Raw genomic sequence first — 17,402 nt, 5'->3', positions numbered from 1 at the left:
GTGCCTGAAAGGTAATATTCGTTCGCTGTTGGTAATAGACAATCAGCTGATTGCAGCTGGCAACAGCGAGAAAGTACAGGTTTACAGAAAAGCGAAACAGGAGAGGGGTTATCCTTTCAACTCGACTACTTGTCCATCCTGGCAGCGAAGCACTCGGGCCGGATATTTATGCAGTAAGTCGTAGTTGTGTGTTGCCATCAAAATGGCGGTTCCCGCATTGTTAATGGACTGAAACACTTTCATAATCTGGTCGGCCACGGAGGGGTCCAGATTGCCGGTAGGCTCATCGGCAATAAGTATCTGCGGTTCGTTGAGCATGGCTCGGGCAACCACTACTCGTTGTTGTTCACCCCCGGAAAGCTGATGCGGCATCTTTTTCTGAGCAGTTCCCAGACCAACCTGCATAAGTACTTCGGCAATGCGGTTGTTCATGTCCGTTTTGTTCGACCAGCCGGTTGCTTTTAGAACAAACTTGAGGTTGTCTTCGACCGAGCGGTCGAAAAACAATTGAAAATCTTGAAAGACGATGCCTATTTTCCGCCTGAGTTGTGGTACATCACGGGGTTTGAGGGCATCCAGCGGGTAACCCGCTACCAAACCCTTTCCATTCTGGAGCCAGAGATCGGCGTACAATGTTTTCAGCAATGAGGATTTTCCGCTGCCCGTTCGGCCGATAAGATAGACAAAATCGCCTTTGTTAATCTGAAAGGATACGTCGCCCAATACCAACTTCTTCCCCTGGTAAATATCGGCATTAGTGAGTGTGAGAACGGGTTCTGTCGAAAACATAGTATTTACGAGATACGAGGTACAGCTTGCAGTGTTGATTCCGCAAACCGTACCTCGTAAGGTAACAATTTTTATTTTACCGGCAGATTAGCCTTCTCGTGGTCGGCTAGGAATTTAGCCAGACCGCTGTCGGTGAGCGGGTGGTTGAGCAGTTGTTTCATAACGCTCAAGGGAGCCGTCATGATATCTGCACCAATTTCCGCGCACTGGATTACGTGCATTGGGTGACGAACCGAAGCTGCCAAGACTTCTGTCGAGTAGCCGTAGTTCGTGAAGATGGTAACGATCTGCTCGATGAGGGCCATACCATCGGTCGAGATATCATCTAACCGGCCAACAAACGGCGATACGTAAGTAGCCCCAGCTTTAGCGGCCAGTAAAGCCTGACCTGCTGAGAAAATCAGCGTACAGTTGGTCCGGATACCTTTTTCAGAGAAATATTTGATCGCTTTGATGCTATCGCCACTCATGGGCACTTTCACAACGATATTCTCGTCGATATCAGCCAGTTCTTCACCTTCTTTAATCATCTCGTCGTATTTGACGGAGATAACTTCGGCGCTAACATCGCTCTGTACGATTTCGCAGATTTGCTTGTAATGACGCATTACGTTGTCTTTACCCGTAATACCTTCTTTCGCCATCAGGGAAGGATTGGTGGTTACACCGTCAAGAATCCCCATATCCTGGGCTTCGCGAATGTCAGCCAAATTGGCTGTGTCAATGAAAAATTTCATGGTTAAACAGTTATACAGTTAAACAGTCGAGTTGTTAATCAGTGGAAGGTGTTGACTATAAAAAGGATTTTTTTCTGCCCAACTACCCTGATTAACTGATTACATTCGTCCCGTCCTGGATTTTGCAGACGTGAAGGTACGTATCTTTCCCCGTTCGGGCTTTATATTGTTCGGTAATCAATTTGGTAAAATCGTCAAGAGCTTCCTCGCGAACGAGGTTAATGGTGCAGCCACCAAAACCACCGCCCATCATTCGGGCGCCCAGCACACCAGGTTGCTGCCGGGCAATGTCCACCAGGATGTCAAGTTCAGGGCAACTTACTTCGTACCAATGGCTTAACCCTTCGTGCGATCCATACATCAACTCGCCAAACGTATCGATGTCGTTGATTTCCAAAGCCGCCACACCATCGAGCAGCCGCTGATTTTCCTGAACGACGTACGCACACCGACGATAAATCAGGGGGTTGGTATCGCGCAGGTGCTGGTCCAGCATAGGCATGGTTACATCGCGCAGACTCTTAATTTCGGGGTAAAAGGTTTGAAGAAAGCGTACCCCGGCTTCGCATTCGGCCCGGCGGGTGTTGTATTCTGATGTTACCAGCGAGTGCTTCACTTTCGAATCGCAGAGAACGATTCGGATGCCATTCATCTGCAAGGGCGCATAAGTGTAGTCGAGTGAGCGGCAGTCGAGTTTAATCACGTGATCAGCTTTGCCCATCATACTGGCAAACATGTCCATGATACCCACTTTTGCTCCTACAAACTCGTTTTCGGCGCGTTGCGACCGTTTCACCAGCGTGATCCGGTCGACACCAAGGTGAAAAAGCTCATTCAGGGCGAAACCAACCCCATTTTCCAGAGCCGCCGACGACGACAAGCCCGAACCCATAGGAATGGTGCCCCCAAATACGCAATTGAAACCGCTGAACTGATGACCTGCCAGCCGAAACTGTGCAACAACGCCGAGCAAATAATCTGCCCAGGTGTGCGTAGGTGTCAAATCGGTTAAAGAACTTTTGAATGTTTTGTTGAGATCGTGGGCTATAAAATGAAGTTCATCATCCGCACGGGGGCCAACGGCTAAGTAGATCGCCTTGTCAATAGCAGCTGGCAGAACGAACCCTTCATTATAATCCGTATGTTCACCAATCAGGTTAACACGACCGGGGGAGCAAATCAGGAGTGGGGTCTGCCGGGCGGAAGGCTCAGCCGGGAAAGCTTGTTGGTATGAACGGGTAAGCTGGGTAAGTAGGTCCATATTGGGTTCAGGAAATTTAGCGGTTTACTACAGCTAAACGCATAACCCGCTGAACAGGGTAACCGTCCTATTCGAATGAAACCTTACGGGACGGAAACAAAAAATGGCAAACCAATGTCTCACCGCTACGACCACCTACCCTTGCTTCGGTCAAGACCTGGGGGATTCAGCAGGAGCTGGTAGCACCGATTTGCCGATGCAAAGTTAAGTAAATGTTCATTAAACGACCAAATTTCACCCGTACCTTTGCTGGTAAATTAAGGAAGTATGAAGCGTTCACTAGTAGTAATAATAGGTATTGTATTCAGTATCAGTGCGTGTAGTTCGTCGGATAAATTCGTTGAACAGGGCCGAAATTATTTAAAAGAGGGCAAATTTCGGGAGGCAGTACAGATTTTGAACCAGGCAATCGAGGCCGATGATAAAAATGTAGAAGCCTTTAACTCGCGGGGAGTGGCTTATTTCGAGCTGAAAGAGTTTGCCAATGCCACGCTCGATTACGATCAGGCTATTAAACTTAAGCCCGATTTTTATCGACCCTATTATAATCGTGGGCTGTTGAAAGTTGCCCAAAACGATCAGGCTGGCGCGTTGAAAGATTATTCAGACGCTATTCGATTGGTACCCGACACTAGCCGAGGCATTGGGGCCGAGCTTTACCTGAACCGGGGCCAGTTATTTGCTACCCAAGGTCAGATTCAGCCCGCCCTCACCGATTTTACGAAAGCTATTGAGCTTAACCCCAAAAATTCGCTGGCGCTCTACAATCGGGGCAATCTGCGGTTTCAGGAGAAAGATTTGAAGGGGGCCATCGCCGATTTTCAGCATGCGGTTCAGGCTGACCCTAAATTCGGGAAAGCGTTTTACGGTTTGGGGATTGCTCAGATCATAAATAATGAGCGTGAGAGCGCTTGCCTGAGTCTGAAACAGGCGCAGAATTTGGGGTATGTCGATGCCGCCAATGCGGTGGCAGAATACTGCCAATAGCGCAAGGGCAGACCCGATAAATTAAAATTTACCAATCGGATTGTTCGGATTCAGTAAGTCGCTTAACCAATGATCTTATTATACCGGTTTATCCGCCTAACTACCAACCAATGAAAAAGACCTTCTCTGTTGTTTTTGGCTTGTTATTTATCCTGTTTGCCGTTTTTCAATACAACGACCCCGACCCGGAAGTCTGGATTCCTATTTACGGATTTGCGGCTGTGGCCTGTTTTATGGCTTATTTCGGGGTAGGAAAATGGTGGTTTTTTGTAGCTATGGCTCTCCTGTATATAGTGGCTGCCGTTTATCAATGGCCACCCGTTTTTGAAGGATTTCTGTTCAGCGAAGTCGGGATGCGCAGTATGAATATCGAGATGGCCCGCGAAGCAGGGGGATTGGCTATTTGTGCGTTAGTTATGGCCGTTCTGGCTGTGCTTATGCGTCGACCTGTACACGCATGAAACTCATAGAATGTCCCCGCGATGCCATGCAGGGGCTGGGGCATTTTGTGCCGACAGACCTTAAAATCCAGTATCTGAATGCTTTGTTGGCCATTGGCTTCGACACACTCGACTTCGGAAGCTTCGTTTCGCCCAAAGCCATTCCGCAGATGCGCGATACGCCTGAGGTATTGGCCGGTTTGGCCGTAGCCGAGACAAAAACAAAATTGCTGGCTATTGTGGCCAACGCCCGCGGGGCCGAACAGGCCGTTGCTTCCGGCCTTATTCGGTACGTAGGTTTTCCACTGTCTATATCCGAAACGTTTCAGCAGCGAAATACCAACAAGTCGATCGCTCAGGCCTTTATGGAGGTGTCGGAAATGCAATCGTTATGTGAGAAGACAGGAAAAGAACTGGTTGTTTATCTGTCAATGGGCTTTGGAAATCCTTATGGAGATGCCTACAGTCCGGATCTTGTTGGCGCGTTTACGGAGCAGTTAGTAGAGCTGGGTGTCCGGATCATTGCCCCTTCCGATACCATCGGCTCATCGACGCCCGAGGCCATTGAGGCTTTATTTAGGCCTCTGATCAGTGGGTTTCCACAGGTTGAGTTTGGGGCGCACCTGCACGCACGACCAGGAGACGCGCCCGCCAAAGTCCGGGCTGCCGTTCGGGCAGGCGTCCGGCGAATTGACGGGGCACTTCGGGGATTTGGCGGATGTCCGATGGCCGATGATCAGCTCACGGGCAACCTGCCCACCGAAGAAATTATCCAGACGCTGGCTCAGGAAGGCGTTACCCTGACAATCAATCAGGAAGCTTTTCAAAAAGCCCTGACTTTATCGACAGGGGTGTTTTAGGGCATAGGGGTAAGGGTATAGCTTGAATCCCAATGCCCTTACCACCATGCCTTTCCTACATAAACATCACCTGAATCTCTTCTTTTACGGCTTTCAGTGCTTCGTAGGTCGGCTGCCGGTCTTGTTGGATTATTCGCTCAAAGATCCGCTTGGAGAGTTCGAGAGCGGGGGCATCGGGACGAGTGTCGCCGGATGCCTGATTAATGAGTATCATCACGTCGTTCATGGCCGCCTGAACCTGATCCCAGGTAGTCTGACTCATGTACACCTGTTGAGAAAGGTTGTGGTTATACTCATCTCTGATCTCCTGTAAAAGCCGCTGCTGAAGTTCCAGAACGGTTGTTGAGCTTCCTCCCAGCCGCAATAATAAATTATTGGGGCTGATTCGTTCCAGAAATAACACCATTCGTTCGTAGGCTTGCAGGCGTATGGGCACTACAGTTTCGGTATATCGGTTCTTAACGTCGAACTGATGACGATTGGCTTCGCGCTCCAGTAATAATTTGACGGTCAAATACATGCCGTATAAAACCAGTCCGGCGGGTACTATTAACTTCAGGAAATCACTCAATAGGTCCATAAAAGGCAAACGTGTTTAGCAGAAAAAGGTAATTTTACAGTAGTTAGTCAGTCATTGTCAACCAGCTAACTGGTTGAAAAAGCTTTATTTCGTTCACGCATATGCTTGATAATCCGGTTACTGTAAAGCCAGAAGCGCGTCATCAAATTCAGGACACACTACGTGCCAATAAAATTCCTGGAGAATACGGTTTACGCGTTGGCGTTCGGGGTGGAGGCTGTGGTTCGTCCTGGTTATTGGGCTTCGACGTTCCCGGCCCTTCCGACGAAGTCTATAACGTAGAAGGTGTGCAGGTCATTATTGACCGCAAACATTTACTGTATGTGCTGGGTGCACAAATTGGCTACGAACCCGGGGGCTTCACGGTGGAGAAGGGGTAAAGCCGTTAATTGGTATCCTGATCTATTAATCATATAATACCACACAAATGACTGCTGTTGGAATTCTGGCATGATTTTAGGAACAATTCGTGCAAAGACAATTCTACCAGTTTGTGAAGCGCCTAGAAGAACATATTTTTTTGCTGTTAGCCATATTGGCTGTCACGTTATCTATCGTGTACTTCTTCCTGCTAGAGCAAAATGCGCCCGGTGCTACGGATGAGCAGTATTTAAGTTCTATTCAGCAGCGCGTCAAGGAAGAATTACTAGTTAGTGCAAGTGAGCTCGATAGCGTTACAACCTTGCTTAAGCGCAAGCACAATCCTTCATTTGCCGACCTTAGCCGCCCTACAAAATATCCGTATTTTGTCTTTCGAAACAAGCAGTTGATCTATTGGTCTGATCATCGTTTTGTGCCGGATTTCGCCCGCCTGGCTGCCGTTACAAAACCCACACTGGTTAATTTCGAAAAAGAGCGCTATATCGTTAGCCGGCAGCGTGTTGCAGATGGTAACGATGAGCTTGATGTTTTTTCGCTTATTACTATTTACCGATACTATCCCAGCAACAACTCTTATTTACAGTCGAGTTACAATCCTGAATTGTTTTCGCTTGATCCAGAGTCTATTTCAGACAAGCGGTTGGGTACGTATCAATCCATTTACGACAACGCTTCCAGTTTTCTGTTCTCGGTCGTTCCGCCCAAAGTAAACGCGTACCGTAATCGTTGCACGCCTGTCAACACCGTTATACTGGCAACGCTGGCCATAATTTTTCTGGGTCTGTATGTTTTTCAGCTGATGATCCGGCTCAAGCGGAAACGCTGGTATGAGTTGGGCTTCCTTTGCCTTGCCACTTATTTACTTTTGCTAAGAGTGGTGATGCTTTATTTTGGCGTACCCTTCCTGTTTTTTGAAACAGATCTCTTCAATCCGAAATTTTACGCATCGTCGGTCATTGTCCCCTCATTGGGCGACTTGCTGTTGAATGCTCTTGTCATTGCCACTCTGGTATTTTACTGGGTTCGGTATTATTACCGTTCACACCTTTATGATTACCTGATACACCTGGCAAACGGCTCAAGGATGATTATATCGGTAGCATGTGTGATAGCCAGCTACGGGGCCTTTACAGCGTGCTATGTTGAACTAAATAATATTTACGAGAAGTCGCAGTTTACACTCGATATTACCCTTAACATTCACTTCTCGTTTCTGAAAATTGTTTGCCTGGTCGTTTTCATTACGGTATCGTTCATCTATTTCCTGACTACTCACCTGCTGGCTAGTTTGTTTCTGCGGTATAACCGAAAAAAACGGATAGGGGTAGGGGTACTGCTGATTTTAGTGGGAACACTCATTAGTTGCGGGCTCTGGATTGTTTTAGGCTTGCCGCTGGAGAGTGTTATTCTACTCAATGGAATTTACTTCCTGATCGTTTACCTAACCCAGTTTACCAAAACACTCTATACGTTTCGGTACAAAACATCCATTTATCTGTTCTTTGCAGCTTTTGTCTGCGCCGTAATGACCGCGTACGTTGTCTATAGTCAGGAAATAAAAAAACAACTGATTCATGAGCAGGAATTTGCCACCCAACTGTTAGCCGAAAACGATGAGTTTGGTGAATTTCTGATGACGAAAGCGCAGGAGTCTATCCAGCGAGACACTGAAATCAGTCGTGCGTTACAAAGCGACACCCTGCTCGTACGTGAGCGTATTCAGCAACGGGTTAAAAGCCTTCATCTGGACAACTACTTCGACAAATATGACATTGAAGTATTTTCATTCCGCGCGGATGGCCGTCCACTCGACATCAGTCCCGATGCCGCTTCGTTAGCGACGTTTATCAAACGCTATAAACGGGAAGCTTATCAGACAGAACATCCCGGCATTTACTTTATCAACGAGGTCAGTAATCAATTTGTCAAGCAGTATGTGTGCATTGTTGCTATCCGGCTGCCGGAGTTACAATTGGCGTCCAATGAAAATACAGTAGGCTTTGCCGAAGATACACTTGGCTATGTTGTGTTGGACCTACGCCTTCGTAATGAACGCCCTAAAAGTGTTTACCCTGACTTACTCATTGATACAAAGTTTAATCAGAGTGCCGATACGCAGGATTATAGTTATGCTTTTTTTAGTGGCCCCTTGTCCGGAAATTATTCACAGGGTCAGACACAGCGGTACAAACGACTGTTCAGCACGGGAAGTTATAATTACGATCGAAAACTTGACCTCTCGCTACTGGATAATTCGGCACTTTTTGTCAATGGCGTGACTAGCAATGGCTACCTGCACGTTGCCCAGCAAAGCCAGGATGGCCGAATCGTTGTGGTATCGACGGCAGAGTATCCATTCAGGAATATATTTTCCAATTTTTCTTTCCTGTATCTGCTGCTGGTACTTACGGTCATCATTGTTATTCTTGGATACGCCATTAATTATGGCTTTTCGCAGTTCAGTATCAACTATTCAACCCGAATCCAGATTCTGCTGAATGTGGCCTTTTTTCTGCCCTTGCTGTTTGTCATTGTCATTATCGTGAAGGTGATCAACTCAAATTACATAGCCAATCAGGAGAGCGCTTACATCAGTAATACGCGAAACATAGCCGCCAATTTCCTGACATATCTGGATGAGCATGTCAATGCAAAAAAACGTAGTAAAGCGTCGATGGAGGAAGAACTGGCGAAAATTGCCCGCGATGCCGACATCTACATTAACCTCTTCGACACTCAGGGAAGGCTGTATACATCCACCCGCCCAATTATTTATGAAAGAGGTTATCTCTCAAAATACATTAATCCGGAAGCCTTTACGCACATCATCGAAGATAAAGAGAATGAACGGCTGCTTAACGAATCGTTGGGTAACAAGGAATATCGGACGGCCTATGCTGGCATCAAATCGTACGACGGGCAATTACTTGGCGTGTTGAGTGTACCTTATTTTTACGCCCGTCCCGAACTCGACCACCAGATTATTGAGGTCGTGGCATCGGCGTTAAGTATTTTCACTGGCCTGTTCCTTTTCTTCCTTATCCTGTCTTATTTCGCATCGCATATACTGACAAAACCACTTCGACTGCTTACCCAGAAAATCAGGAAGACAAACCTTGAACTGCCCAACGACCCCTTACCCTGGCAATCTGATGACGAGATTGGTTTATTGATACGGGAATACAACCGTATGCTGGTGAATCTGGAAGAAAGTAAGCAGGCACTGGCTCAAAATGAAAAGCAATCGGCATGGCGGGAAATGGCCAAGCAGGTAGCCCACGAAATAAAAAATCCGCTTACGCCCATGAAGTTAACGTTGCAGCACCTGCAGCGAACTTTGCCGGGCGGAAATGATTCGGGAAGCGCCAACGACCCCGCCCGTCGAATCATGCTCCGGGCATTTGATTCACTGTTGGACCAGATTGATAATCTGAGTGATATCGCTACGTCGTTCTCCGAATTCGCGAAGATGCCGCTGCCCAAAAAAGAGGTCTTTGAAGTAACCAACGTGTTCAACAAAACGGCCGATTTATACGCTGATGACAAGCGAATCTCACTTCAGCGTGAAATCATTAATGGACCCGTGATGGCCATTGGCGATCGGCAGATGATTGGCCGTATTTTAACAAATCTGCTTATCAATGCTATTCAGTCGGTTCCGTCTGACCGAAGACCCATTATAGGACTCAAACTATTTGTGAACGTCGATAATGTGCAGATCGAAATTCATGACAACGGGGCAGGTATTGCGGAGTCAATCAGAAGTAAAGTATTTCTGCCAAACTTCAGCACAAAACGGGGTGGGTCAGGCCTGGGGCTGGCTATTGCCAAGCGCGGTGTTGAACACGCAGGGGGGACTATATGGTTTGAGACAGCCGAGAATGTGGGGACTTCATTTTTTGTATCGCTGCCGCTGGCAGGAGTTTCGGGTCCTCTGGCAGGAGATTCCATAAACGTTTAAGGTAAGAGATCACCCACCAGAGGTTGTCGACCAGAATAAAGCTCTTGTTAATCGAGCGTAACGTGTTTCCAGTTCTCGCCCGACCGAATACGGTTGAGTTGCGTATGCGTGATGCCAAACTGCTTGGCAATCATTTTTAAGCGGTTTTTGTCATTCAACAGCAACTTCTTGATAATTCTGACTTTGCTTTCGGTGAGCTTATAATTACGCGTTTGGCGCGGTAACTGGCGGTTTTTTAGACTCGGATTGTTCCGATTGTGTTCAATCATTTCGTCCTTAGTCACCCAGCGCAGATTCAAATGGTAGTTGTTTAACTTATCGTGGTCCACATGGATGACAAATACCTGATCGGGCTTTTCCTGCTTCACAAAGTGTTCGGCAACCAATTTATGAACGTAACGGTTGAGCGTTTTCCCGGCCGAGCGAATATTTAGGGACCGATACCCCTGAATCACAGACCCTTTAATGAATTTCCCCGTAGGCTGACTGGCTTGTATGCCTGCTCGTGTTGCTGAAGCTGATTGAAAGCTACGCAACCGCCCATAGTTGGAGACTTCGTAATGAGGTGGATTCTCAACGCCCTCAAACACAATCGGTACCCACTTCTCATTCCAAAAACTCTGGCTCTCCCTGGCATTCATGAACGAAGCAAATTTTAAGCGTAATTAATGTCTTAAACACGTTGCTAATTTATACAAATACAGCAAATCTGATTAAGAGGTTAAAAGTTAATCGGTTGAATTTCAGGTGATAGACTAAACTAACAACTGACTTTTACCAGTTAATGTGATGATATTGACATTTAAACTAGAATAAGCTTAAATGGTTACCTATTTTTCCATTCCCAAGGTTTTTTGCAGAAAAAACAAGGTAATGTACCAATAAGTATCAACAAGCTAGTCCAGAACCCATTCACGGTTTGAAAATGGACTACCAGATGCTGAAACAGGTAAAGGGACTTCTTTGTTAAGGAAACAGTCAGACCTAACCTATGTCTTTCGTGCTGACTTATGGATATGGATACAAGTTTGAAAAAGACGCTGATTGTGGGCGCTACCGAAAAAGCAGGCCGTTACGCTAACCTGGCTGCCTACCGGCTGCTTCGACACGGACATGATATAGCATTGGTTGGCCTGAAAGAAGGACAAATTGAAGGACGCCCGATACAGGTGGGCCAACCGACTCTGGAAAATATCGACACCGTTACCATGTATGTGGGACCGCAAAATCAGCCGCCATTATACGAATATATCAAAAGCCTTAAACCTCGGCGGGTTATTTTTAATCCTGGTGCAGAAAATCCAGACTTTGAACGACAATTAAATGCCGAAGGTATCGAGTCAATTGAGGCTTGTACGCTGGTGATGTTATCGGTGGGGACGTATTGAGGGGTGGTGAAAAAAGTAATTTGTGGAATAAGTGCAGTAGTTACTAACCGCCTGACTCCACAAATTACTTATTCCATTAATCAACCGATTTACCACTTAATCAAAGCCGATGCCCAGGTGAATCCGCTCCCAAAGGCGGCCAGACAAACCAGATCGCCGGGTTTGATGCGTCCCTGTTCAAACGCTTCTGTGAGCGCAATAGGAATGGAAGCAGCAGTGGTATTTCCGTACTGCTGAATGTTGTTGAATACCTTTTCGTCGGGCAGGTTCATTTGTTGCTGTACGTAGCCCGAAATACGAATATTGGCTTGGTGAGGCACCAGCAGACTAAGATCTTCAGGTTGAAAACCATTGGCTGTTAAACTCTCATTAATTACTTCCATGAACCGGACAACTGCGTGCTTGAAGACCGCATTTCCGTTCATAGTAACATTGTAATTCCCTTCAGCAATTGTAGCGTCGGTGAGCCATTGCCCATCCCGGCTGCTACCAGGATCGCGGATATACAATTCCTCGGCATAACGACCGTCGGCGTGGAGATGGGTGGACAGAACCCGGTGTTCAGGATCGGTTGTGGCCTGTAGCACAGCGGCCCCGGCCCCATCGCCAAAAATTACAGCTACCCCACGACCTTCATTGCTTTTGTTGAGCAGCGACGACTGTATTTCGGAGCCAACCACCAAAATCGTTTTATACATGCCGGTTTTGATGAACTGATCGGCAATGGATAGAGCGTAAACAAAGCCAGAACATTGGTTTCGGATATCAATAACGCCTATGCCATCCAAACCCAGTTCGCGCTGCATCAGAAAAGCAGAGCCGGGAAAATAATAATCGGGGGTGATGGTTGCGTAAACGATCAAATCAACGGCCGATGCCTCCAGACCAGCCCGATCCAGCGCCATGCGGGAAGCGGCCGTAGCCATGCTGGCGTTGGTGTCTTTGCCATAGGTGAAATACCGACGTTGCTTGATACCAGTCCGTTCCTGAATCCAGGCATCAGACGTATCCATATATTGAGTCAGATCATCGTTTGTGACGATGTTGTCTGGCACATAAAAACCTAATCCCTTAATTGTCGAGTGAACTGTATTCATTTGTTGATGCTAAAATAGTCCGCAAAAATAGCACTTATTCTTGTGGTGCTTATCTTATCTCGTGTGCGGGTACTATTTGTGGTACAAAAAAGTCAACGGTACCTTAAGCCGCATGCAGTTCAAACGAATACTCTTCCATAATCATGTTGGCCAGTAATTGCCGACAGGCGGCATCGACCGTTGTGCGGGCTTGTTCTTCGGTATCGGCATCGACCTCAAGGCGAATGTGTTTGCCAATCCGGACATTATCAATGGTGTCCATCTGAAGGTTATGAAGCCCCAGTTTAACGGCTTTACCCTGCGGATCTAAAATTTCCGAACGGGTCATGATGTTAATTTCAGCGATGTATTTCATTATAAAGAGTAAAAGAGCGCAAGAGTGATTGAGTGATTGAGTGATTGAGTGAAATGGGTAAACGAGTGGAGCGTACTCATTGACCAACGCTCGTTCACTCGTTCGCTATCTCGTTCTTTCGCTCATTAGTAAAAAGTGAAACAAGAATGTACAGCAGAATAATTAGTGGAATGGCTGCGAATTGCAAAAATAGCAAGAGCAATACGGATGCAATCAGAAAACTGAATTTTATCCGGTTTTCTGCCCAGCCAAAGGTTTTGAATTTTAACGCAAATAGAGGTAGTTCAGACACCAGCATGAACGAAAACGCAATCATCATACCTAATGCAATATCGTTTTTCCAGATAGCGTCGAACTGGGGCTGATAGCGTTCCATAAGCGGAAAGGCGCCAATAAGCATGGCATTAGCCGGAACGGGTAAACCAATAAATGACTCCGACTGGCGTGTGTCGATGTTGAAATTGGCCAGCCGCAGGGCGGATAATACAGCAATTAAAAAGGCCCCGTACGAAATAGCGCCCAGATTCTGAAACCAGCAAAGCTGAAACACAATCATGGCGGGCAAGGCCCCAAACGTTACCACATCGGCCAGTGAATCAAGTTCTTTGCCGAATGGTCCCGAAACATGTACCATGCGGGCCACAAAGCCATCTCCAAAATCAAGAATGGCGGCCAGACCAATTAACCAGGCTGCCGTATCCAGATGACCACGAAGTGCCATAACCATACCGATACAACCGCAGAGCAGATTGCCGCAGGTCATGGCATTGGGGAGGTGTTTGAGTAATTTCATGTATGTAATAACGAGCTGTCAGCTCGTCAGGCCACCAGGACCAATCGGTATTACTAAAAAAGCGGGTTCAGGAAGCCTTCTCAGGCCATTTTGACAAAAGGGTTGCTGCGTTTTTCCTCGCCAATGGTGGTTGGTTCCATATGCCCGGCGTATACAATGTAATCGTCAGGCAGGGTGAAGAACTTGTTGCGAATGCTGTTGATCAGGTCGGCATGATTGCAGTAAGGAAAGTCTGTACGACCTACGCTTCCATTAAACAAAACGTCGCCCCCAATGATATATCGGTCGGCGTGGTTCACAAAGGCCACATGGCCAGGCGCGTGTCCGGGAACAAAAATGACATCCAGCACCGTGTTCCCAAACCGAAACTGGTCGCCTTCTTTCAGAAACGCATCAATCGTTGAGGGTTCATATCCTCGAAGACCGTAGAGCGCGCAGCGGGTTGGTACATCGTTAAAGATCACCATATCCGATTCATGCAGGTATGCCTTAACTCCAAATTTTCGCTTTACGTACGCTACACCAAACACATGGTCGAGGTGCGAGTGCGTGAGTAGTAAATACTTGACGGTTAACTTGTTGGTCGTAATAAAGTGCCCGAGTGCTTCCTTCTCAGCCTGATCATAACAACCGGGATCAATAATAACCGCTTCTCCTGTCGCGTCGTCGGCAATGACGTACGTGTTTTCTTGCAAGGGAGAAAATTCAAAGGTTTGAATCATGGTAACGCGGGCAGAAACCCGTTGTGGCTCATCGTATATACACATTCAGCGCGGGTGGAAACCCACGTTACGCTACAAAAGTAGAAACACCGTTGGTTTTTTACGTAAGTCGGGTACCTGTGTTTTCCATTCCCGGATCGTCAGGGTACGGACAAAGGCATCGGGACCGGTTAAATTACACGCAACACAGACGCGCGTATTACCCTGACAATTAGCCAGTATCTCGGTAAACATGGCATCGTTTCGGTAGGGCGTTTCCATGAATATCTGCGTTTGTTGGCGGGTCTGCGCTTCTTTTTCAAGAAACCGTAACGCACGGGCCCGATCCTGCCGTTCAATGGGCAGATACCCATGAAAAACAAACGATTGACCGTTCATTCCCGACGCCATTAACGCCAGCAGAATAGATGATGGGCCAACCAGGGGGTCAACCCGCCAGCCCAGCGTATGGGCCATGCTAACAACAACAGAACCCGGATCGGCCACACCAGGGCAACCTGCTTCGGACAGGACGCCAACATTGCGTTTGCGCTCCATCATTTCCTGAATCTGTCGGCGCGTGTCGGCGGGCGGTGTGTCTTTACTGAGTTCGAAAAAAGTTGTTTCGTCAATAATTCGACTGGTTTTCAACCCAGTAATAAACCGACGTGCGGACCGGATATTCTCGACGAAATAAGCATCGGTTTTTTCAATAACGTCCCGAATATGTGGCGGAAGTACCTGCTCGGCCGTGTCGTCGGCAAGGAGTGTAGGAATAAGATATAATGTGGGCATAAAGTGATTTTGACCACCAATTCCAAAGCGCGCAGATAGGTTGTAGTCTGATCAACGCTGTGCGTTTTAGGGTCCTGTGGTTAATTCTTACGGATAAAGTTTATTAGTACATCTACAAATTCGACGGGCTTCTCGGCCTGCACCCAATGTCCGGCTCCCCGAATTGTCTCGATCTGTGCATTCGGGAAAATACGTTTGATGGCCGGGATATCGTCGTCAATAATGTACGGCGACTCGCTGCCCCGTATAAATAACGTTGGGGTAGTGACAATGCTCGGATTTGTTAACTCTTCACCAATGCCATGTAATTCCCGTTCAATGACCGGAATATTGATTCGCCAGTCGAATACACCTTCTTCATTTCGGTACAGATTCTTTAGCAGAAACTGCCGGACGGGTAATATAGGCTCGTAGGCCTGTAAAACGGCATCGGCCTCGTTTCGACCTTTGATACCCAAAAGGTTGATGGCTTTTAGGCCCCGAATAATTTCGGCATGGTGTATCGGGTAAAACTTAGGGGCAATATCGACAACCACAAGTTTGGCAAACGTACCGGGATACGACATCGCATACTGCATAACGGTTTTGCCACCCATCGAATGCCCAACCAGAATAGGCTGGTCCAACTGCTGATCGGTTAGGAATTCGTGCAAATCATCGGCCATATGCTGATAATCCTGATCATCGGCGCGGGGCGACTGGCCATGGTTGCGCTGGTCGACGAGAAATACGCGGTACCCCTGGGCGGCAATGGCTTTGCTGTTGGTAAGCCAATTGTCGGAAGAGCCAAAAAGACCGTGTAAAATGACAATGGCCGGGCCAGTTTCGCCCGTTTGGCGGAAGAATAACTTCATAGGAGAGAAGTAGAGGGCGGAAGGGGAGCAAAGAAGCGGAGTAGGCAAAATCATGCCATTTCCTCTTTCCTTGACGCCCGCTCCCTTTAATTTACGTACACAACTTTTTCCCGTTGTTCAACGAGTTCACCAAAATTCGTTAGGTCGAAGCCGTTTTCGCGGGCCACGCGTTCAAACTCGATGGTGCTCTCCGGTTCAATGGCAATGAGCAGACCACCCGACGTTTGAGGGTCGGCCAGTGTATATTTCTGCACCTCGGTAACGTCACTGATCTTGTGTCCATAACTATCCCAGTTGCGGACTGTGCCACCCGGAAAGCTTTTTTGAGCCAGGTATTCGTCCAGCATGGCGAGTTTGGGAACATCGATAAACGTCACAACTGCGCTTAAGCCGGAGCCCTCCGCCATTTCGGTCAGGTGCCCCAGCAAGCCGAAACCCGTTACGTCGGTCAACGCTTTTACATAGGGAAGTTTGCCCAAAACAGCGCCAAAACTGTTGAGTTTAGCCATTTGAACGGGGGCTACATCGGCATGTTCGGGTTTAAGGATTCCTTTTTTCTGGGCCGTGGTCAGAATGCCAACGCCAAGTGGTTTAGTCAGGTATAGTTTGCACCCCAGGGTTGCGGTATTATTCTGTTTGAGATGGTCGAGCCGAACACGTCCCGTAACGGCCAACCCAAAGATAGGCTCGGGGGAATCGATGCTATGACCACCCGCCAACGGAATTCCCGCTTCCCGGCAAACCGCCCGCGAGCCTTCCAGTACTTGCGCGGCTACTTCCGGGGGGAGCTTGTCCAGAGGCCAGCCTAATATGGCGATGGCCATGACGGGTTCACCCCCCATGGCATACACATCACTAATGGCATTAGCCGATGCAATGCGCCCGAAGTCATAGGCATCGTCGACAATGGGCATAAAGAAATCGGTGGTGCTTATGATGGCCTCCCCATTTCCCATGTCCATCACCGCAGCATCGTCGCGGGAGTCGTTACCAACGAGTAAATTCGAGAAAGCAGGCGTACTCGAAAGGCCGGAAACCTCTCCCTTGGGGCCACTCGTCTGACCGTGCAGAATCCGGTCCAGGATCTTGGGCGATATTTTACATCCACAACCTGCACCGTGGCTGTATTGGGTGAGTTTAAAGGCAGTTGTTTCGGTTGACATCATAACGTGACAAAGCTAAGAGGTAAATAATTGAGTATTGTACATAACCGTTCTTTATGTACATATCCATAGGTGTAATGGTTCTTCTTTCTTCAACATACCCAACGAAGGACAATAATGACTTAACAATTTGGTAATCAAACATAATAGAACGTATCCAGTCTTAAATTGGGTTATTTTTAGAATTTTATATACAGACTTTGATATTCTGGTACTTTTTTAAGAACCCCCATCTCGCAGCTCAAAAAAATGAAGCATAT

The 17,402-nt window shown here is 47.5% G+C and carries 18 protein-coding genes; 6 read left to right on the top strand and 12 right to left on the bottom strand.

Annotated elements, in window-relative coordinates:
* Positions 1 to 108: 108 nt before the first annotated feature.
* The 3 genes from ACYVJM_RS06500 to galK all read right to left on the bottom strand — a co-directional run bounded on the left by ACYVJM_RS06500 (position 109) and on the right by galK (position 2,787).
* Positions 109 to 789: a cell division ATP-binding protein FtsE gene (locus tag ACYVJM_RS06500; protein WP_461147377.1), complete on the bottom strand. Its 681-nt coding sequence runs from the start codon at positions 787 to 789 to the stop codon at positions 109 to 111.
* A gap of 71 nt (positions 790 to 860) precedes the next feature.
* Positions 861 to 1,526, bottom strand: a complete 666-nt coding sequence (fsa, locus tag ACYVJM_RS06495) for a fructose-6-phosphate aldolase (protein WP_012927566.1) — start codon at positions 1,524 to 1,526, stop codon at positions 861 to 863.
* 91 nt (positions 1,527 to 1,617) lie between these two features.
* On the bottom strand, positions 1,618 to 2,787 hold the full coding sequence (gene galK, locus ACYVJM_RS06490; RefSeq protein ID WP_461147376.1) for a galactokinase: 1,170 nt from the start codon (positions 2,785 to 2,787) through the stop codon (positions 1,618 to 1,620).
* A 267-nt stretch (positions 2,788 to 3,054) separates the two neighbouring features.
* Between galK and ACYVJM_RS06485 the strand changes: the two genes are divergently transcribed.
* The 3 genes from ACYVJM_RS06485 to ACYVJM_RS06475 all read left to right on the top strand — a co-directional run bounded on the left by ACYVJM_RS06485 (position 3,055) and on the right by ACYVJM_RS06475 (position 5,074).
* The gene (locus ACYVJM_RS06485) at positions 3,055 to 3,774 is read left to right on the top strand and encodes a tetratricopeptide repeat protein (RefSeq protein ID WP_461147375.1); all 720 of its coding nucleotides are present in this window, start codon (positions 3,055 to 3,057) and stop codon (positions 3,772 to 3,774) included.
* A gap of 110 nt (positions 3,775 to 3,884) precedes the next feature.
* Positions 3,885 to 4,235, top strand: a complete 351-nt coding sequence (locus ACYVJM_RS06480) for a transmembrane 220 family protein (protein ID WP_461147374.1) — start codon at positions 3,885 to 3,887, stop codon at positions 4,233 to 4,235.
* Positions 4,232 to 5,074, top strand: a complete 843-nt coding sequence (locus ACYVJM_RS06475; RefSeq protein WP_461147373.1) for a hydroxymethylglutaryl-CoA lyase — start codon at positions 4,232 to 4,234, stop codon at positions 5,072 to 5,074. Before ACYVJM_RS06480 ends, ACYVJM_RS06475 begins: the two co-directional genes overlap by 4 nt.
* Before the next feature lie 55 nt (positions 5,075 to 5,129).
* Here the strand turns inward: ACYVJM_RS06475 and ACYVJM_RS06470 are convergent, their stop codons facing one another.
* Positions 5,130 to 5,654 carry a DUF7935 family protein gene (locus ACYVJM_RS06470; RefSeq protein WP_461147372.1) on the bottom strand — a complete coding sequence of 175 codons (525 nt, stop codon included), beginning with the start codon at positions 5,652 to 5,654 and terminating at the stop codon, positions 5,130 to 5,132.
* Positions 5,655 to 5,755: 101 nt separating this feature from the next.
* Between ACYVJM_RS06470 and ACYVJM_RS06465 the strand changes: the two genes are divergently transcribed.
* Together ACYVJM_RS06465 and ACYVJM_RS06460 are read left to right on the top strand one after the other, a co-directional pair.
* On the top strand, positions 5,756 to 6,034 hold the full coding sequence (locus ACYVJM_RS06465) for an iron-sulfur cluster assembly accessory protein (protein ID WP_461147371.1): 279 nt from the start codon (positions 5,756 to 5,758) through the stop codon (positions 6,032 to 6,034).
* Between the two features lie 113 nt (positions 6,035 to 6,147).
* On the top strand, positions 6,148 to 9,996 hold the full coding sequence (locus ACYVJM_RS06460; RefSeq protein ID WP_461147744.1) for a sensor histidine kinase: 3,849 nt from the start codon (positions 6,148 to 6,150) through the stop codon (positions 9,994 to 9,996).
* A 47-nt stretch (positions 9,997 to 10,043) separates the two neighbouring features.
* On the opposite strand, the gene ACYVJM_RS06455 is transcribed toward ACYVJM_RS06460, so the two are convergent.
* The gene (locus ACYVJM_RS06455; RefSeq protein WP_461147370.1) at positions 10,044 to 10,637 is read right to left on the bottom strand and encodes an HNH endonuclease; all 594 of its coding nucleotides are present in this window, start codon (positions 10,635 to 10,637) and stop codon (positions 10,044 to 10,046) included.
* Between the two features lie 375 nt (positions 10,638 to 11,012).
* Here ACYVJM_RS06455 and ACYVJM_RS06450 point away from each other — a divergent pair, with 375 nt between their 5' ends.
* Positions 11,013 to 11,384 carry a CoA-binding protein gene (locus tag ACYVJM_RS06450; protein ID WP_461147369.1) on the top strand — a complete coding sequence of 124 codons (372 nt, stop codon included), beginning with the start codon at positions 11,013 to 11,015 and terminating at the stop codon, positions 11,382 to 11,384.
* Positions 11,385 to 11,473: 89 nt separating this feature from the next.
* Here the strand turns inward: ACYVJM_RS06450 and ACYVJM_RS06445 are convergent, their stop codons facing one another.
* The 7 genes from ACYVJM_RS06445 to selD all read right to left on the bottom strand — a co-directional run bounded on the left by ACYVJM_RS06445 (position 11,474) and on the right by selD (position 17,145).
* Positions 11,474 to 12,481, bottom strand: a complete 1,008-nt coding sequence (locus ACYVJM_RS06445; protein ID WP_461147368.1) for a 3-oxoacyl-ACP synthase III family protein — start codon at positions 12,479 to 12,481, stop codon at positions 11,474 to 11,476.
* A 103-nt stretch (positions 12,482 to 12,584) separates the two neighbouring features.
* Positions 12,585 to 12,836, bottom strand: a complete 252-nt coding sequence (gene purS, locus ACYVJM_RS06440) for a phosphoribosylformylglycinamidine synthase subunit PurS (RefSeq protein ID WP_461147367.1) — start codon at positions 12,834 to 12,836, stop codon at positions 12,585 to 12,587.
* 94 nt (positions 12,837 to 12,930) lie between these two features.
* Positions 12,931 to 13,629 (bottom strand): CDP-diacylglycerol--serine O-phosphatidyltransferase, encoded by a 699-nt coding sequence (gene pssA / locus ACYVJM_RS06435; RefSeq protein WP_461147366.1) that lies wholly within the window; start codon positions 13,627 to 13,629, stop codon positions 12,931 to 12,933.
* A gap of 80 nt (positions 13,630 to 13,709) precedes the next feature.
* Complete coding sequence (locus tag ACYVJM_RS06430; RefSeq protein WP_461147365.1) at positions 13,710 to 14,351, bottom strand: MBL fold metallo-hydrolase; 642 nt, start codon at positions 14,349 to 14,351, stop codon at positions 13,710 to 13,712.
* 72 nt (positions 14,352 to 14,423) lie between these two features.
* Positions 14,424 to 15,125: an SAM-dependent methyltransferase gene (locus ACYVJM_RS06425; protein ID WP_461147364.1), complete on the bottom strand. Its 702-nt coding sequence runs from the start codon at positions 15,123 to 15,125 to the stop codon at positions 14,424 to 14,426.
* An 80-nt stretch (positions 15,126 to 15,205) separates the two neighbouring features.
* Positions 15,206 to 15,979, bottom strand: a complete 774-nt coding sequence (locus tag ACYVJM_RS06420; protein WP_461147363.1) for an alpha/beta fold hydrolase — start codon at positions 15,977 to 15,979, stop codon at positions 15,206 to 15,208.
* 86 nt (positions 15,980 to 16,065) lie between these two features.
* On the bottom strand, positions 16,066 to 17,145 hold the full coding sequence (selD, locus tag ACYVJM_RS06415) for a selenide, water dikinase SelD (protein WP_461147362.1): 1,080 nt from the start codon (positions 17,143 to 17,145) through the stop codon (positions 16,066 to 16,068).
* Positions 17,146 to 17,402 lie beyond the last annotated feature (257 nt).

The organism is Spirosoma pulveris, from assembly GCF_054781875.1.
The sequence above is the reverse complement of the archived record's forward strand: the minus strand, read 5'-3'. Positions and strand labels throughout refer to the sequence as shown.

What these genes read in the sequence shown, in the direction of transcription:
- ACYVJM_RS06445 (WP_461147368.1), bottom strand. Translation starts at nt 12,481, where the DNA reads ATGAATACAGTTCACTCGACAATTAAGGGATTAGGTTTTTATGTGCCA.
- pssA (WP_461147366.1), bottom strand. Translation starts at nt 13,629, where the DNA reads ATGAAATTACTCAAACACCTCCCCAATGCCATGACCTGCGGCAATCTG.
- ACYVJM_RS06465 (WP_461147371.1), top strand. Translation starts at nt 5,756, where the DNA reads ATGCTTGATAATCCGGTTACTGTAAAGCCAGAAGCGCGTCATCAAATT.
- fsa (WP_012927566.1), bottom strand. Translation starts at nt 1,526, where the DNA reads ATGAAATTTTTCATTGACACAGCCAATTTGGCTGACATTCGCGAAGCC.
- purS (WP_461147367.1), bottom strand. Translation starts at nt 12,836, where the DNA reads ATGAAATACATCGCTGAAATTAACATCATGACCCGTTCGGAAATTTTA.
- selD (WP_461147362.1), bottom strand. Translation starts at nt 17,145, where the DNA reads ATGATGTCAACCGAAACAACTGCCTTTAAACTCACCCAATACAGCCAC.
- ACYVJM_RS06455 (WP_461147370.1), bottom strand. Translation starts at nt 10,637, where the DNA reads ATGAATGCCAGGGAGAGCCAGAGTTTTTGGAATGAGAAGTGGGTACCG.
- ACYVJM_RS06485 (WP_461147375.1), top strand. Translation starts at nt 3,055, where the DNA reads ATGAAGCGTTCACTAGTAGTAATAATAGGTATTGTATTCAGTATCAGT.
- ACYVJM_RS06420 (WP_461147363.1), bottom strand. Translation starts at nt 15,979, where the DNA reads ATGAAGTTATTCTTCCGCCAAACGGGCGAAACTGGCCCGGCCATTGTC.
- ACYVJM_RS06450 (WP_461147369.1), top strand. Translation starts at nt 11,013, where the DNA reads ATGGATACAAGTTTGAAAAAGACGCTGATTGTGGGCGCTACCGAAAAA.
- galK (WP_461147376.1), bottom strand. Translation starts at nt 2,787, where the DNA reads ATGGACCTACTTACCCAGCTTACCCGTTCATACCAACAAGCTTTCCCG.
- ACYVJM_RS06500 (WP_461147377.1), bottom strand. Translation starts at nt 789, where the DNA reads ATGTTTTCGACAGAACCCGTTCTCACACTCACTAATGCCGATATTTAC.
- ACYVJM_RS06480 (WP_461147374.1), top strand. Translation starts at nt 3,885, where the DNA reads ATGAAAAAGACCTTCTCTGTTGTTTTTGGCTTGTTATTTATCCTGTTT.
- ACYVJM_RS06425 (WP_461147364.1), bottom strand. Translation starts at nt 15,125, where the DNA reads ATGCCCACATTATATCTTATTCCTACACTCCTTGCCGACGACACGGCC.
- ACYVJM_RS06430 (WP_461147365.1), bottom strand. Translation starts at nt 14,351, where the DNA reads ATGATTCAAACCTTTGAATTTTCTCCCTTGCAAGAAAACACGTACGTC.
- ACYVJM_RS06470 (WP_461147372.1), bottom strand. Translation starts at nt 5,654, where the DNA reads ATGGACCTATTGAGTGATTTCCTGAAGTTAATAGTACCCGCCGGACTG.
- ACYVJM_RS06475 (WP_461147373.1), top strand. Translation starts at nt 4,232, where the DNA reads ATGAAACTCATAGAATGTCCCCGCGATGCCATGCAGGGGCTGGGGCAT.